Source organism: Planococcus liqunii, from assembly GCF_030413595.1.
Classification (GTDB): Bacteria; Bacillota; Bacilli; order Bacillales_A; family Planococcaceae; genus Planococcus; species Planococcus liqunii.
The window spans coordinates 1,305,840-1,321,850 of sequence record NZ_CP129238.1 but is presented as its reverse complement, the minus strand read 5'-3'; the positions used below and the strand labels follow the sequence as shown (position 1 = coordinate 1,321,850).

Sequence of the window (16,011 nt, the reverse complement as noted above, 5' to 3'; positions counted from 1 at the left end):
TTCCTCCCTTCCTTTTCCTATTCGGTAGATTTCGAAAATTCTACTATCATATTTCTTATCTTAACAAAAAAAGACTGAAATCCAAAAAGGATTCAGCCTTATTCATATTTTCACTTCGTAACCGATGCCGTTCTCTTCGCTCAACATCACCTCACCATTGTCCACGCGGATTTCCGGGAAGACAATATCTTCCTGCCAAAAATGAAGCGAATCGGAAAAATCGCCGGGCAAGATGATCTCCGGCAAAGATGCCAAAGCCAAATTGTGCGCTTTTGATACACCGAACTCGATCATCCCGCCAACCCACATGCCGATGGAATGGTTATTGCATAGTCTGGCAACCTTCAGCGTCTCACTCCAGCCGCCAAGGCGCCCCATCTTCAGGACAATCATATCTCCTGCTTGTTCTTCAATCATCCGTTGGACGTCTTCAAAACTGCGGATGCTTTCATCCAGGCAAATAGCAGTTTTCATGGACTTCTTTGCTTTTGCATGGAGCTCCCATTGTTCTTCCCCAAAAGGCTGTTCGATCAAGGCAAAGCCAGCCTGGTCAAGTTCTAGCAATTGTTCAAAGGTTTCTTCCGCAAAGGTGCCATTGGCATCTGCGAAAAACAGCTGCTCCGGGTATTTCCGGATGATGCCTGACAGCAAATCCAAATCAGATAACGGACTGATTTTGATTTTAACGCGTTTGTATCCTGCAGCAGTTGCCTTTGCCACCTGGCTTTCAATGTTCTCAGGATCTGCAGCCACGACAATGCCTGCCGGGATCGCCTTTTTTTCTCCGCCGACCAGTTTCCATAGCGGCACGCCTTTTTTCTTGGCAAACAAATCCCAGACAGCCATCTCAACAGCCGCTTTCGCCATCCGGTTGCCTTTCACTTGCTGGAAAATCCGGTTGACTTGTCCGGGATGCTTCAGGTTTTGATGCAGCAATAACGGAATCAGCACTTCTTGAATGACAAAACGGCAGCTTGCCACCGTTTCTTCCGTGTACCAAGGGGTCGTGAACGCGACACACTCTCCGTAGCCTCCCGAGCCTTCTGCGTCGCTGACTTTCACAATCAGGCTTTCCCGCTCTTCCACTGTCTGTAAAGAGGTCTTGAACGGCTGTTTTAATGGTTTTTTCACTTCATATATATCAATGGCCGAAATGGTCAGTTCCATAGCTTCAGCTCTCTTCTGAGCAGTTTGTTCGATGCATTGCGCGGCAGCGCTTCAACAAAGGATAAACGCTTCGGTACTTTATAGGAGGCAATTTGTTTCTTGCAGTAAGCGATTAATTCCTCTGCTTCTGCTGGTGCATTCAATACAACAAACGCGGCCGGAATTTCGCCCCATTGCGCATCCGGCACCCCGCATACGCCTGCTTCCCGGACAGCTGGATGCGCAAGCAGCACTTTCTCAATCTCGGCCGGGTAGATATTTTCCCCGCCTGAAACGATTAAATCCGAGCGCCGGTCAATGACGAATAAAAAGCCTTCTTCATCCATATAACCGATGTCCCCTGTATGGAGCCAGCCGTCTTCCTTAACATTGCGGTCCGAAAACTTGCCAATATACCCCGGTGTCACTTGCGGCCCTTGAATCAAAATCTCTCCTTTTTCACCCGGCTGGCCGGTTCCTTCAATTTTCACTTGATACAAAAACAAAGGCTTTCCGGAAGAGCCGATTTTCCGCTCTGCATCTGCAGATTGCAACGTCGTGGTTTGGGAGGACGTTTCGGTCATGCCGTAGGTTTGGAGAACCGGGATGCCGCACCGTTCAGCTCGCTGGATATACGCCACAGGAATCGGTCCGCCCCCTGCAAGAATCGCTTTAAATCGCGTCGACGCATTCATGGACGCTTCTTCCACATTGCTCAATACGCGTTCGAGCATGACGCCGACCAGCGACATATGGGTCACTGTGCCATTGCAGATTTCTTCCGCACTGCGTTTTGCATCGAATTTCTCGTACAACCGAACACCCATGCCATAAATCAGCGACCGCATCAAAATTGAAAATCCGCTGATATGAAAGAGCGGCACAGAACAAAGCCAGACATCTTCCGGTGAGATGCCAATATTCAGCGCTGACGAAACAGCGCTCGAAAAATGGTTTTCTGCCGTTTGGCGGACTCCCTTCGGATTGCCCGTTGTCCCGGATGTATACATGATCGAAATGGTGCGTTCTTTGTCCCACTGAGGCTGGACTTCAAAAGATGCCGGAACCGTCTCCCGAATGGCGCTGAATAAAACCGGATTCCGGTCCGCCACTTTTCCTTGCAGCTCATCATCGGCCAAAACAAATTCAGCTTTTGAATCGTCGATCTGGTAAGCAAGTTCCGGTGCAGCCAGGCGTTCATTGAGCATGACCATTTCACAGCCGACATGCAGGCACCCGTACATGACAAAGACAAACTCAGGGTTGGACTTGGCCAGGATGGCGACGCGCGACTCTTGCCGGACGCCGAGCGCTGAAAGTTTTCCGGCATACTCAAGCGCCAATTCATTGATTTCCTCAAATGTCCATTGCTGTTCCTTGAAAGATAAAGCCATACGGCTCCCGCTTAAGAAGCTACGCTGGCTCAGCCAATTCGGATACGTCATTGCAAAAAATCCTTTCTTTAAAAAAAGCTGCCCCTGAAGAGGACAGCTTCTGTTTATTCGTTGATCAAGGGAAACGAGGGAATTGGCCGAAATCCGGTTTGCGTTTTTCTTTAAACGCGTCGCGTCCTTCTTTTGCCTCGTCGGTTGTGTAGTAAAGCAATGTCGCGTCTCCAGCCATTTGCTGAAGTCCAGCAAGGCCGTCTGTATCGGCATTCATTGCCGCTTTTACAAAGCGTAGTGCAGTTGGGCTCATTTCAAGCATTTCTTCACACCATTTTACGGTTTCATCTTCCAATTGCTCGTAAGGGACCACTGTATTGACTAAGCCCATATCAAGCGCTTCCTGAGCGTCGTATTGACGGCATAGGTACCAAATTTCACGTGCTTTCTTATGGCCGATGATGCGGGCCAAATAACCGGAACCATAGCCGGCATCAAATGAACCGACACGAGGACCTGTTTGGCCGAAGCGTGCGTTGTCAGCAGCAATCGTCAAGTCGCATACCACGTGCAGGACGTGTCCGCCTCCGATGGCATATCCAGCCACCATGGCAACAACCGGTTTTGGAATCACACGGATCAAACGCTGCAGATCCAATACGTTCAAGCGGGGAATTTCATCTTCCCCAACATAGCCGCCGTGTCCGCGTACCGATTGATCGCCTCCAGAACAGAATGCTTTTTCGCCTTCGCCCGTTAGAACGATAACGCCTACTTTTGAATCATCGCGTGCACGTGAAAATGCATCGATCATTTCATGTACGGTTTTCGGACGGAATGCATTGCGCACCTCCGGACGGTTGATTGTAATTTTAGCAATGCCGTTGTACGTTTCATACTTGATATCTTCATATGTACGTTCTGTAACCCATTCGCGTGTCATGATTTTCCTCCTCGATAATATAAACTCAAATACTCCTTTACCATTGTAGCAAATTCAGCGGGTTTTTCCACATGTAATGCATGGCCCGCTTCAATAACGCCGTGCTGGACTTTCGGCAATGCTTGTTTTATCTCATCGGCAATCGCCATAAACTTGGGATCCAATGTGCCGCTCAGCAGCAAAACGGTAACTTCCAGCTTATTGAGTTTGCCCCAGTAGGAAGACTGGCTGCCTGTGCCCATGCCGATCAGGCTGTTAGCAAGGCCCAATGGATTTTGGGATAGCCGCTCTGCCCGAACCGCTTGTCTGACGTTTACCGGTAAACTTTTCTGGCTGTTAAACAGCGGAATATTCTCCCAGCTATTCACAAATGAAGCAATGCCATTCGCCAAAATTTTTAACGCCAGCTCACTGTCGCGCTGCTGCCGCTCCAAGCGGTCCGAAACGGTTTTCAAACCGGGAGACGAACTTTCCAACACTAGCGCTCTCAGGCGTTCGGGATGCGTACAGGCATAAGCAAGTGCTGTGCGCCCGCCCATCGAATAGCCGACTAAAGCAAAGTCGTCTATTTTCAAGTGGCGAAGAAGCACGTCCAAATCATCGATTTGCCGCTCCATCGTATAACGCGCCGAATCTTCCGGTGATTCCGTTCTGCCATGGCCGATCAAATCAACCTGTACAATTTTGTAATCCGGGAAAAACTTCACCACTTCGTCCCAGGTTTTCGAGCTTCCGGTAAAACCATGGAGGAAAACGATGGTCGGCGCTTTGTCCGTATTCAAAACTTCTACATAATACCGAACCCCGGCAATCTCCATCTCCATTACTTCGACAGCTCCTCGCTCAGCCGGTTCCACAGCTTCCGGTGGACCTTCACGTTTTGTTGTCTATCGGTAAAGACTTCAATGATTTTAACGGCTTTTTGTTTTGGCGTACGCAATGCTTGCACAAGCTCTTCTTTCGTCTTTGCAGAGGCATATTCCGTATCATACATACGTGCAGCATCTTCAAAATTCATCCCTGTCGGCGTTCCAAACAAGTCTTCAAAATAACGCTCTTCCTCCGACTGCGGCAAATAAGAGAAAATCCCGCCTCCATCATTGTTCATCACCACGATTGTCAAATCCGTTTCCTGCATTTTTGAAGCAATCAACCCGTTCATATCATGCAGGAACGATAAGTCTCCAATCAATAAATAAGTTGGGCGTTTAACCGCCGCCTGCACACCGAAAGCGGTTGAAACCACGCCATCAATTCCGTTTGCTCCGCGATTGGCATAAACCACCACATCACAATCGGTTGTCTGGAAATACGTATCCAAGTCGCGGATCGGCATACTGCTGCTGACCACCAAATGGCACCCTTCCAGTTCATCAAACAGCACTTTTGCCAATACGCCTTCGTCCAGTTCTTTTTCGCAATGCTGGTCCATCAATTGCCAATACAATTCGGATGCCTGCTGCCATTTTGCTGTATAGGCATTGTTTTCTCTCGCTTCGAGTGGCAACTGCCACAAGCCCTTAGCAGCCGATTGAATGTGATGCGTCACAACCGACTGGGCATCGCGCATCATCGCGCTTTCATCAAAAACAACATAGGTTTTCGGTTTAACCGCTGCCAAATACAAAGTCAGCGGTTTGGATACCGGCTGCGGCCCGATGCGGATGACCACTTCCGGCGCCATCGATTCCTTGAACGCCTCACTTTTTAAAATCGCGTCATAGGAATCGATGATTAAATGCTGATGTTCCGGTTTGACGTTGGCGCGCAGATTGGACAATGGATCTGCAAGCACCGGCCATTGCAAATCTGCAATAAACTGCCAAAATTCTTGCGGCATCGGAGCTGCCATTTCCCCTACTACCAATAAGCCGCGCTCTGTTTGCAGCAATCCTTGCAGGAAGGTCTCCGTCTCCTGATTCAGCTTAAATTCCCCGGTGAAATGCATCATTTCTCCGCGGCTTTCAAAGGGCTGGTCAAAATCAATCCGCAAAGGTTCTCGGAACGGCACATTCAAATGCACCGGCCCTTTTGGCTCTGTTTTGGCCGTTGCTACCGAACGATGCAAATGGCGCGCCAAAAATTCAAGCAAGTTGTTGTCTTCCGGCATCGGCAAATCGGTAGCCCATTTCACATGGGAGCCGAAAAGATTGATTTGATTGATGGCCTGCGGAGCACCGACTTCACGCAATTCGTGCGGCCGGTCTGCCGTTACGACCAAAAGCGGCACCCTTGCATAATAAGCTTCTACAATAGCGGGAAAATAATTTGCTGCTGCTGTTCCAGAAGTGCAAAGCAGCATAACCGGATTGCCGGATGCTTTGGCCATCCCAAGCGCAAAATATGCAGCCGACCGTTCATCAATTTGCCGGTAAACGGTCAGGCCCTCTTGCTTCATGCACGCATAGGCAAGCGGAGTAGAACGGGATCCTGGACTGATGACGACATCCGTGATGCCTAAATGCATGAGCGAATGGGTAAATGCGGATACATATTCAGTTAAAGATTTACGATTCGTCACTTAATAGACCTCCAAGTGCACGCAGCATCGGTCTGAATTTAACCCAGGTTTCATCGTACTCCGATTCAGGTGTGGAATCTTCTACAATTCCGCCTCCTGCGTATAAATAAGCTTCTTTTTCGTTTAATAGCGCTGAGCGGATTGCTACGGCAAACTCCCCGTCGCCTTTTGCATCAATCCACCCAACCGGTGCCGCGTAATACCCCCGGTTCATTGTTTCATACTCGCGTATTATATCCAGAGCTTCTTGTTTCGGCTCCCCGCCAAGTGCCGGAGTTGGATGCAAGTCGCGGACCAAGTCAAACAAGGTAGAACCGGAATTCAGCTCTCCTTCTACCGGCGTATGCAAATGCTGGATGTCCCGTATCTTCATCAGTTTCGGGACATTGGGCACAGTTAAACGTGAAGTATGGCCATTGAATACTTCACGGATCATGTCTACTACATATTGATGTTCCGACCGATTTTTCTTGTCATTCAACAATGCTTCCCCAAGTTCCATATCTTTTTCCATGGTTTTTCCGCGCGGAGTCGACCCGGCAAGACAAGTGGACAACGCCTGGCTTTCTTTCACTTTTACAAGGCGTTCGGGTGTAGCGCCGAAGAAAAACTGGGTTTCTGCTTCCATCCCGAACAAGAAACTTTCGGGCTGTTCTTCCGAAACTTGGTACAACGCCGAAGAAGCCGAAAGCGGCTCTTCAAAGTCCAATTTCAACGACCGGGCAATGACCACTTTTTCTGCCTGTTCCGCTTTAATGATGCCAGTGACTTTATCAATCGAATCAAGATACTGTTCTTTTTTGATTTCCGTGCGGTCCATTACTAACGGTTTCTGATACTTCGGCAACTCTAGAACCTGTGCCGCATGGATCAGCCGGTCACGTTCTTTTCGCATAAGCTCGAATTGATTGAACGTCTCCTTTTCTGCCGTGATCAAATTGATGCTGACGTAGGCTTGATCATCTTTAATGACCAACTGGAAAGAAGGCACTGCAAAATAAGCTTCCGGAAAATGCGTCCATTCACTTTCAAGTTCATTTAACGGATCAAATGAAAAACCGCCGAATAAAATCGGTTCGACATCCGGTTCTTCATTCACAATCTGTTTGCACAGGCTCTCCCACTTTTGCTTAATTTCCTCAAAGCGGCCTTGCTGAACCGATGAAGCGAGTACATGCGCATGGCCAAGGCCAACCAAGGTAAAGGTCTTTTCGCGGTTTTGCCAAAACATGCGTTTTCCCTTATACTGCTTTTCTCCGGCTTCAAAAAAAGCCAATGCCGACATGCGCGACACTTCAATTGTTTCAGTGTAAAAACGGTACGCTGAGTAGCGCGTATCCGCATATTGTTCAATCGATGAATACTGTTGTGGATTCATCTTTTTCCCTCCGTTTTAAACTGGTTGTGCCATATAAGCACAATCTGCTTCACTATTTAATCTCTATCTTATATCATACTCTTTTCTGCTAAATTCAGCACAACATTTGCTGTATTTCCCCTTATATTGAAATCCAAAACTAACGCATTTATGTCTAAATTATCTCTAAAGTTTAACTCAATAAAAAATAGCATGAACTTGTAGCCATGATCTTCGGCAAGTAAATTGCTGCTATCTGGAAAAGGAAACGGCGCCTTGCATTGACCTCTAAGGACAAACGCGATATATTGAGATAAATTTTCAGAAGCAGGAGGAAATCATGTGCGCCCTATTGCCATTGGAATTTTTGCAGCTTTCTTTTTTGCCTTCACCTTTGTTTTAAATGCCAGTATGGAATTATCGGGAGGAAGCTGGATTTGGAGCGCCTCTTTGCGCTATCTCTTTATGGTGCCATTTTTACTGGTGATAGTACTTGCTAGAAGAAACCTAAAGCCGCTTCTAGCGGAAATGAAAAGCAATCCGATTGCCTGGCTGCTATGGAGCTTTATTGGATTCGTCCTCTTTTATGCCCCCTTATGCTATGCAGCTGCCTACTCTCCTGGCTGGCTGATTGCCGGTACTTGGCAAATTACCATCATTTCAGGTTCTTTATTGGCTCCGTTGTTCTACTCTACAATTCAGACGCGAAACGGCCCTCTTCTGGTTCGTGAACAAATACCTTATCGGGGATTAGCATTGTCTCTCATCATTCTTTTAGGGGTTTTGCTCCTGCAGCTGGAGAATGCTCAGCAGTTGCCTTTAAAAAGCTTCCTACTAGGTTTTCTTCCCGTACTCTTAGCTTCATTTGCTTATCCCTTAGGCAACCGCAAGATGATGGAACTTTGCAACGGCAGGTTGGATGCATATCAACGTGTTCTCGGTATGACCTTAGCGAGTCTTCCTTTTTGGATCATGCTTTCTGGCTATGGATTGTGGATTGAAGGGGCACCAAGTTCATCTCAGATGCTCCAATCATTGCTTGTCGCCATTTGTTCCGGGGTGGTGGCGACGGTCCTGTTTTTCATGGCCACAGACATGGTGCGCCAAGATATGAAAAAACTGGCTGCTGTAGAAGCCACCCAGTCTTTGGAAGTAATGTTTGCGTTAGCGGGAGAAGTGATTTTCCTCTCGATTGCTTTGCCTTCTTCTTTAGGCTGGATTGGAATCGCCACAGTGATGGTCGGCATGATTATCCATAGCCAAGCAGCCACAAAAAAACAAGAACTTGTGGTTCAACAAGAATAGCCGCTCCGACCAGAGTGGCTATTCCTTAATTAAGCAAAAGAAAAAAGAGACATGCAATTGAATGCATGTCTCTTTTAAGATGACCCCTACGGGATTCGAACCCGTGTTACCGCCGTGAAAGGGCGGTGTCTTAACCGCTTGACCAAGGGGCCAATTACTGGCGGAGAAGGAGGGATTTGAACCCTCGCGCCGGTTTCCCGACCTACACCCTTAGCAGGGGCGCCTCTTCAGCCACTTGAGTACTTCCCCAGTATGGCTCCGAAGGTAGGACTCGAACCTACGACCATCGCATTAACAGTGCGGTGCTCTACCACTGAGCTACTTCGGAATGGTGGGCCTAAATGGACTCGAACCATCGACCTCACGCTTATCAGGCGTGCGCTCTAACCAGCTGAGCTATAGGCCCATATGTATAATGGAGCGGGTGAAGAGAATCGAACTCTCATCATCAGCTTGGAAGGCTGAGGTTTTACCACTAAACTACACCCGCAAAAAATGGTGGGTCAGGACGGAATCGAACCGCCGACACTTAGAGCTTCAATCTAATGCTCTACCAACTGAGCTACTGACCCACATCATTAAGATAAAAATGGCGGTCCCGACCGGGATCGAACCGGCGATCTCCTGCGTGACAGGCAGGCATGTTAACCGCTACACCACGGGACCTTTTTGGTTGCGGGGGCAGGATTTGAACCTGCGACCTCCGGGTTATGAGCCCGACGAGCTACCGAACTGCTCTACCCCGCGACAATAATATAGGCGATACATTGTTACTCTTACGCTTTTCGCTTGATGGCCACCTGCATCGCCTTTCGGCTGCTTCGGTGTTAATCGCTATCTTCGTTCAGCGATTTGCTCTACCCCGCGACAATAATAATTGAGTTTCTTCTATTATATAGAAGTTTAAAAATGATAGTCCACACATTTTAAAATAAATGGAGGAGGAAGAGGGATTCGAACCCCCGCGGGATTTGACTCCCCTGTCGGTTTTCAAGACCGATCCCTTCAGCCAAACTTGGGTATTCCTCCGTGATAATAATAAATGGTGGACCTTGCAGGACTCGAACCTGCGACCGGACGGTTATGAGCCGTCTGCTCTAACCAACTGAGCTAAAGGTCCTAAAAAAGTGGCGGCAGAGGGGATCGAACCCCCGACCTTACGGGTATGAACCGTACGCTCTAGCCAGCTGAGCTACGCCGCCAGGATCTTTAATATTATAGTTGGTGGAGCCTAGCGGGATCGAACCGCTGACCTCCTGCGTGCAAGGCAGGCGCTCTCCCAGCTGAGCTAAGGCCCCATTGAATGGTCGGGAAGACAGGATTCGAACCTGCGACCCCTTGGTCCCAAACCAAGTGCTCTACCAAGCTGAGCTACTTCCCGAACTGAAACTGCTGAGTTGAAAATATGGCGCGCCCGAGAGGACTCGAACCTCTAACCGCTTGATTCGTAGTCAAGTACTCTATCCAATTGAGCTACGGGCGCTTCTTATAATATAGGAGAAAACCTACGGTTTTTTTGCTTAATGGTGCCGAGGACCGGAATCGAACCGGTACGGTAGTCACCTACCGCAGGATTTTAAGTCCTGTGCGTCTGCCAGTTCCGCCACCCCGGCTTAGGGTTAGCAAGATTGTGCAAAAAAATGGAGCGGAAGACGAGGTTCGAACTCGCGACCTCCACCTTGGCAAGGTGGCGTTCTACCACTGAACTACTTCCGCAAAAATGGTGCGGGTGAAGGGAGTCGAACCCCCACGCCCGAAGGCGCTAGATCCTAAGTCTAGTGCGTCTGCCAGTTCCGCCACACCCGCGTGGCAATAATGAAGTTGTAAAAATGGTGAGCCATGAAGGATTCGAACCTTCGACCCTCTGATTAAAAGTCAGATGCTCTACCAACTGAGCTAATGGCTCAAACATGAGTGGTGCCGGAGAAAGGACTTGAACCCTCAACCTACTGATTACAAGTCAGTTGCTCTACCAGTTGAGCTACTCCGGCGAAAGAGAAAAAATGGTGGAGGATGACGGGATCGAACCGCCGACCCTCTGCTTGTAAGGCAGATGCTCTCCCAGCTGAGCTAATCCTCCGTTATGTATGCCCAGCAATGTCCTACTCTCACAGGGGGAAACCCCCAACTACCATCGGCGCAAAAGAGCTTAACTTCCGTGTTCGGGATGGGAACGGGTGTGGCCTCTTTGCCATCATCACTGGACTGGATTGTTTTTGAAAGACAAGTTTTATTATACCAAGTCTACAAGGTATTGCAAGCTTTTTTTTCAAAAAACCTGCGGCTTGCGCCTTCAAAACTGGATATGCGACATGGTGAAAACAACGGGTTTGGTTAAGTCCTCGATCGATTAGTATTCGTCAGCTGCACGCGTCGCCGCGCTTCCACCCCGAACCTATCTACCTCATCGTCTTTGAGGGATCTTACTTGCTTGCGCAATGGGAAATCTCATCTTGAGGGGGGCTTCGTGCTTAGATGCTTTCAGCACTTATCCCGGCCACACATAGCTACCCAGCGATGCCCCTGGCGGAACAACTGGTACACCAGCGGTGTGTCCATCCCGGTCCTCTCGTACTAAGGACAGCTCCTCTCAAATTTCCTGCGCCCGCGACGGATAGGGACCGAACTGTCTCACGACGTTCTGAACCCAGCTCGCGTACCGCTTTAATGGGCGAACAGCCCAACCCTTGGGACCGACTACAGCCCCAGGATGCGATGAGCCGACATCGAGGTGCCAAACCTCCCCGTCGATGTGGACTCTTGGGGGAGATAAGCCTGTTATCCCCGGGGTAGCTTTTATCCGTTGAGCGATGGCCCTTCCATGCGGAACCACCGGATCACTAAGCCCGTCTTTCGACCCTGCTCGACCTGTACGTCTCGCAGTCAAGCTCCCTTGTGCCTTTACACTCTGCGAATGATTTCCAACCATTCTGAGGGAACCTTTGGGCGCCTCCGTTACTCTTTAGGAGGCGACCGCCCCAGTCAAACTGCCCGCCTGACACTGTCTCCCGCCCCGATCAGGGGCGTGGGTTAGAATTTCAATACAACCAGGGTAGTATCCCACCGACGCCTCCCCCGAAGCTGGCGCTCCGGGTTCTCTGGCTCCTACCTATCCTGTACAAGTTGCACCAAAATTCAATATCAGGCTGCAGTAAAGCTCCACGGGGTCTTTCCGTCCTGTCGCGGGTAACCTGCATCTTCACAGGTACTATAATTTCACCGAGTCTCTCGTTGAGACAGTGCCCAGATCGTTACGCCTTTCGTGCGGGTCGGAACTTACCCGACAAGGAATTTCGCTACCTTAGGACCGTTATAGTTACGGCCGCCGTTTACTGGGGCTTCAGTTCGCACCTTCGCTTGCGCTAAGCACTCCCCTTAACCTTCCAGCACCGGGCAGGCGTCAGCCCCTATACGTCACCTTACGGTTTTGCAGAGACCTGTGTTTTTGCTAAACAGTCGCCTGGGCCTATTCACTGCGGCTCTCTCGGGCTATACACCCTACCAGAGCACCCCTTCTCCCGAAGTTACGGGGTCATTTTGCCGAGTTCCTTAACGAGAGTTCACTCGCTCACCTTAGAATTCTCTTCTCGCCTACCTGTGTCGGTTTGCGGTACGGGCACCTCCCGCCTCGCTAGAGGCTTTTCTTGGCAGTGTGAAATCAGGGACTCCAGGGCGCAATGCCCCTTGCCGTCACAGTTCAATGTTTGCGGAAACGGGATTTGCCTCGTTTCCCACCTTGCTGCTTGGACGCGCTCAACCAACGGCGCGCTCGCCTTATCCTTCTGCGTCCCCCCATTGCTCAAACGGCGGGGAGGTGGTACAGGAATATCAACCTGTTGTCCATCGTCTACGCCTATCGGCCTCGACTTAGGTCCCGACTGACCCTGAGCGGACGAGCCTTCCTCAGGAAACCTTAGGCATTCGGTGGACGGGATTCTCACCCGTCTTTCGTTACTCATACCGGCATTCTCACTTCTAAGCGCTCCACGGATCCTTCCGGTCCCGCTTCGACGCCCTTAGAACGCTCTCCTACCACGGACATCTGAGATGTCCATCCACAGCTTCGGTAATCCGTTTAGCCCCGGTACATTTTCGGCGCAGTGTCACTCGACCAGTGAGCTATTACGCACTCTTTAAATGATGGCTGCTTCTAAGCCAACATCCTGGTTGTCTAAGCAACGCCACATCCTTTTCCACTTAACGGATATTTGGGGACCTTAGCTGGTGGTCTGGGCTGTTTCCCTCTTGACTACGGATCTTATCACTCGCAGTCTGACTCCCAAGCATAAATCACTGGCATTCGGAGTTTGTCTGAATTCGGTAACCCGGGATGGGCCCCTAGTCCAAACAGTGCTCTACCTCCAGGATTCTCTATCTTGAGGCTAGCCCTAAAGCTATTTCGGAGAGAACCAGCTATCTCCAGGTTCGATTGGAATTTCTCCGCTACCCACACCTCATCCCCGCACTTTTCAACGTGCGTGGGTTCGGGCCTCCAGTAAGTGTTACCTTACCTTCACCCTGGACATGGGTAGATCACCTGGTTTCGGGTCTACAACTGCATACTCATTCGCCCTATTCAGACTCGCTTTCGCTGCGGCTCCGGCTTCTCACCTTAACCTTGCATGCAATCGTAACTCGCCGGTTCATTCTACAAAAGGCACGCCATCACCCATAAACGGGCTTTGACTAGTTGTAGGCACACGGTTTCAGGATCTGTTTCACTCCCCTTCCGGGGTGCTTTTCACCTTTCCCTCACGGTACTGGTTCACTATCGGTCACTAGGTAGTATTTAGCCTTGGGAGATGGTCCTCCCGGATTCCGACGGAATTTCACGTGTTCCGCCGTACTCAGGATCCACTCAGGAGGGAAGCGATTTTCGGCTACGGGGCTGTTACCCACTGTGGCGGACCGTTCCAGGTCGCTTCGCCTAACCGCTTCTTTTGTAACTCCGTATTGAGTGTCCTACAACCCCAAGAGGCAAGCCTCTTGGTTTGGGCTGATCCCGTTTCGCTCGCCGCTACTCAGGGAATCGCATTTGCTTTCTGTTCCTCCAGGTACTTAGATGTTTCAGTTCCCTGGGTCTGCCTTCTCATGTGCTATGAATTCACACATGGATACCGCCCCATTAAAGGCGGTGGGTTCCCCCATTCGGAAATCTCCGGATCAATGCTCACTTACAGCTCCCCGGAGCATATCGGTGTTAGTGCCGTCCTTCTTCGGCTCCTAGTGCCAAGGCATCCACCGTGCGCCCTTTCTAACTTAACCATTAGAAAGTCGACCGAAAAAATCGGTCTCATCACTCGTGTTGCTTGTTTTCGTTGTTTCAATGTCGTCATATCCAGTTTTCAAAGAACAAGGGTTGAAGTGTCATGTCCAGCTCCAAACGCCAGCTCCCGCGTCTGCTTCACGCTTTCCTTCGACATGCAAGCATGTCAAGTCAAGCCTTCCAGCAGCCGGTTGAGCTGAACGGCGTTTTTCGCCTTTCAGTGAACCTTCAAAACTGAACGCAAAACGTCAACCGAAACCCGCAGGTTTCGTTCCGAGATTATCCTTAGAAAGGAGGTGATCCAGCCGCACCTTCCGATACGGCTACCTTGTTACGACTTCACCCCAATCATCTGTCCCACCTTCGGCGGCTGGCTCCACAAGGGTTACCTCACCGACTTCGGGTGTTACAAACTCTCGTGGTGTGACGGGCGGTGTGTACAAGGCCCGGGAACGTATTCACCGTGGCATGCTGATCCACGATTACTAGCGATTCCGGCTTCATGCAGGCGAGTTGCAGCCTGCAATCCGAACTGAGAACGGTTTTCTGGGATTGGCTCCCCCTCGCGGGTTGGCAGCCCTTTGTACCGTCCATTGTAGCACGTGTGTAGCCCAGGTCATAAGGGGCATGATGATTTGACGTCATCCCCACCTTCCTCCGGTTTGTCACCGGCAGTCACCTTAGAGTGCCCAACTGAATGCTGGCAACTAAGATCAAGGGTTGCGCTCGTTGCGGGACTTAACCCAACATCTCACGACACGAGCTGACGACAACCATGCACCACCTGTCACCGCTGTCCCCGAAGGGAAAGCCTTGTCTCCAAGGCGGTCAGCGGGATGTCAAGACCTGGTAAGGTTCTTCGCGTTGCTTCGAATTAAACCACATGCTCCACCGCTTGTGCGGGCCCCCGTCAATTCCTTTGAGTTTCAGCCTTGCGGCCGTACTCCCCAGGCGGAGTGCTTAATGCGTTAGCTGCAGCACTAAGGGGCGGAAACCCCCTAACACTTAGCACTCATCGTTTACGGCGTGGACTACCAGGGTATCTAATCCTGTTTGCTCCCCACGCTTTCGCGCCTCAGCGTCAGTTACAGACCAGAAAGTCGCCTTCGCCACTGGTGTTCCTCCACATCTCTACGCATTTCACCGCTACACATGGAATTCCACTTTCCTCTTCTGCACTCAAGTCCCCCAGTTTCCAATGACCCTCCACGGTTGAGCCGTGGGCTTTCACATCAGACTTAAAGGACCGCCTGCGCGCGCTTTACGCCCAATAATTCCGGACAACGCTTGCCACCTACGTATTACCGCGGCTGCTGGCACGTAGTTAGCCGTGGCTTTCTGGCGAGGTACCGTCAAGGTGCCAGTAGTTAGCTGGCACGGTTTCTTCCCTCGCAACAGAGTTTTACGATCCGAAAACCTTCATCACTCACGCGGCGTTGCTCCGTCAGACTTGCGTCCATTGCGGAAGATTCCCTACTGCTGCCTCCCGTAGGAGTCTGGGCCGTGTCTCAGTCCCAGTGTGGCCGATCACCCTCTCAGGTCGGCTACGCATCGTCGCCTTGGTGGGCCGTTACCCCACCAACTAGCTAATGCGCCGCGGGCCCATCCTGCAGTGACAGCCGAAACCGTCTTTCCGTAACCTCCCAGGAGGGAGGTCAAACTATTCGGTATTAGCACCGGTTTCCCGGAGTTATCCCGATCTGCAGGGCAGGTTGCCCACGTGTTACTCACCCGTCCGCCGCTAAACGCTTGGAGCAAGCTCCAAGTGTTCCGCTCGACTTGCATGTATTAGGCACGCCGCCAGCGTTCGTCCTGAGCCAGGATCAAACTCTCCATTATAGAGAACTGACTTGCTCAAATTCTGCTGGCGTCTCGCCGTTCCGAAGAACGCACGAGTCGCTTGATCTGGCCAAAGCCTGATCAGTATGTTAAGCCACGAACACCGTGTTGCTCACGCACCCTTGCGCCGATTGCCTGCGGCAACCTTCGCAAAAGCCGTTCTCGCGCCAAGGCGCTCGTGACGTCTTTCGTTGACGTTTTGCTGTTCAGTTTTCAAGGTTCATGTTTTGTGCGCCGCTCATTGGCGAC

7 protein-coding genes, 20 tRNA genes and 3 rRNA genes are annotated in these 16,011 nt (G+C 50.5%); 1 reads left to right on the top strand and 29 read right to left on the bottom strand.

Going from position 1 to position 16,011, the window contains the following annotated elements; genetic code table 11:
- Positions 1-102: 102 nt before the first annotated feature.
- From menC to QWY22_RS06655, 6 genes are all read right to left on the bottom strand, one after another.
- Positions 103-1,167: an o-succinylbenzoate synthase gene (menC, locus tag QWY22_RS06680; protein WP_300983636.1), complete on the bottom strand. Its 1,065-nt coding sequence runs from the start codon at positions 1,165-1,167 to the stop codon at positions 103-105.
- A complete protein-coding gene (locus QWY22_RS06675) occupies positions 1,158-2,591 on the bottom strand; it encodes an o-succinylbenzoate--CoA ligase (protein WP_300983635.1) in 1,434 nt (477 codons plus the stop codon). Before QWY22_RS06675 ends, menC begins: the two co-directional genes overlap by 10 nt.
- A gap of 64 nt (positions 2,592-2,655) precedes the next feature.
- Complete coding sequence (menB, locus tag QWY22_RS06670; protein WP_224077328.1) at positions 2,656-3,474, bottom strand: 1,4-dihydroxy-2-naphthoyl-CoA synthase; 819 nt, start codon at positions 3,472-3,474, stop codon at positions 2,656-2,658.
- The gene (gene menH, locus QWY22_RS06665) at positions 3,471-4,298 is read right to left on the bottom strand and encodes a 2-succinyl-6-hydroxy-2,4-cyclohexadiene-1-carboxylate synthase (RefSeq protein WP_300983634.1); all 828 of its coding nucleotides are present in this window, start codon (positions 4,296-4,298) and stop codon (positions 3,471-3,473) included. The genes menB and menH overlap by 4 nt, the downstream gene beginning before the upstream one ends.
- A complete protein-coding gene (menD, locus tag QWY22_RS06660; protein WP_300983633.1) occupies positions 4,298-5,995 on the bottom strand; it encodes a 2-succinyl-5-enolpyruvyl-6-hydroxy-3-cyclohexene-1-carboxylic-acid synthase in 1,698 nt (565 codons plus the stop codon). Before menD ends, menH begins: the two co-directional genes overlap by 1 nt.
- The gene (locus QWY22_RS06655; RefSeq protein WP_300983632.1) at positions 5,982-7,373 is read right to left on the bottom strand and encodes an isochorismate synthase; all 1,392 of its coding nucleotides are present in this window, start codon (positions 7,371-7,373) and stop codon (positions 5,982-5,984) included. Before QWY22_RS06655 ends, menD begins: the two co-directional genes overlap by 14 nt.
- Before the next feature lie 321 nt (positions 7,374-7,694).
- Between QWY22_RS06655 and QWY22_RS06650 the strand changes: the two genes are divergently transcribed.
- Positions 7,695-8,657, top strand: coding sequence for a DMT family transporter (locus QWY22_RS06650; RefSeq protein WP_300983631.1), 963 nt, complete (start codon positions 7,695-7,697; stop codon positions 8,655-8,657).
- Positions 8,658-8,737: 80 nt separating this feature from the next.
- Here the strand turns inward: QWY22_RS06650 and QWY22_RS06645 are convergent.
- The 23 genes from QWY22_RS06645 to QWY22_RS06535 form a co-directional block, all read right to left on the bottom strand.
- A tRNA-Glu gene (locus QWY22_RS06645) sits at positions 8,738-8,809 on the bottom strand.
- 6 nt (positions 8,810-8,815) lie between these two features.
- Positions 8,816-8,906, bottom strand: a tRNA-Ser gene (locus QWY22_RS06640).
- Positions 8,907-8,910: 4 nt separating this feature from the next.
- A tRNA-Asn gene (locus QWY22_RS06635) sits at positions 8,911-8,985 on the bottom strand.
- Between the two features lies 1 nt (position 8,986).
- Positions 8,987-9,063 (bottom strand) — tRNA-Ile (locus QWY22_RS06630).
- A 10-nt stretch (positions 9,064-9,073) separates the two neighbouring features.
- Positions 9,074-9,147: transfer RNA gene (locus tag QWY22_RS06625), tRNA-Gly, on the bottom strand.
- Positions 9,148-9,153: 6 nt separating this feature from the next.
- Positions 9,154-9,229, bottom strand: a tRNA-Phe gene (locus QWY22_RS06620).
- 18 nt (positions 9,230-9,247) lie between these two features.
- A tRNA-Asp gene (locus tag QWY22_RS06615) sits at positions 9,248-9,323 on the bottom strand.
- Positions 9,324-9,327: 4 nt separating this feature from the next.
- A tRNA-Met gene (locus QWY22_RS06610) sits at positions 9,328-9,404 on the bottom strand.
- 189 nt (positions 9,405-9,593) lie between these two features.
- A tRNA-Ser gene (locus QWY22_RS06605) sits at positions 9,594-9,686 on the bottom strand.
- Positions 9,687-9,700: 14 nt separating this feature from the next.
- Positions 9,701-9,777, bottom strand: a tRNA-Ile gene (locus tag QWY22_RS06600).
- An 8-nt stretch (positions 9,778-9,785) separates the two neighbouring features.
- Positions 9,786-9,859, bottom strand: a tRNA-Met gene (locus QWY22_RS06595).
- A gap of 20 nt (positions 9,860-9,879) precedes the next feature.
- Positions 9,880-9,955 (bottom strand) — tRNA-Ala (locus tag QWY22_RS06590).
- Between the two features lie 6 nt (positions 9,956-9,961).
- Positions 9,962-10,038: transfer RNA gene (locus QWY22_RS06585), tRNA-Pro, on the bottom strand.
- Between the two features lie 25 nt (positions 10,039-10,063).
- Positions 10,064-10,140, bottom strand: a tRNA-Arg gene (locus QWY22_RS06580).
- Between the two features lie 41 nt (positions 10,141-10,181).
- Positions 10,182-10,270: transfer RNA gene (locus QWY22_RS06575), tRNA-Leu, on the bottom strand.
- 28 nt (positions 10,271-10,298) lie between these two features.
- Positions 10,299-10,373: transfer RNA gene (locus QWY22_RS06570), tRNA-Gly, on the bottom strand.
- Positions 10,374-10,378: 5 nt separating this feature from the next.
- A tRNA-Leu gene (locus QWY22_RS06565) sits at positions 10,379-10,463 on the bottom strand.
- Positions 10,464-10,487: 24 nt separating this feature from the next.
- A tRNA-Lys gene (locus tag QWY22_RS06560) sits at positions 10,488-10,563 on the bottom strand.
- A 9-nt stretch (positions 10,564-10,572) separates the two neighbouring features.
- Positions 10,573-10,648 (bottom strand) — tRNA-Thr (locus QWY22_RS06555).
- Between the two features lie 13 nt (positions 10,649-10,661).
- A tRNA-Val gene (locus tag QWY22_RS06550) sits at positions 10,662-10,737 on the bottom strand.
- A gap of 9 nt (positions 10,738-10,746) precedes the next feature.
- Positions 10,747-10,862 (bottom strand): 5S ribosomal RNA (rrf, locus tag QWY22_RS06545).
- Positions 10,863-10,987: 125 nt separating this feature from the next.
- Positions 10,988-13,922: ribosomal RNA gene (locus QWY22_RS06540) — 23S ribosomal RNA — on the bottom strand.
- Between the two features lie 290 nt (positions 13,923-14,212).
- A 16S ribosomal RNA gene (locus QWY22_RS06535) occupies positions 14,213-15,762 on the bottom strand.
- Together the 16S, 23S and 5S rRNA genes with 20 tRNA genes alongside form the textbook arrangement of a ribosomal RNA operon.
- Positions 15,763-16,011: the final 249 nt, after the last annotated feature.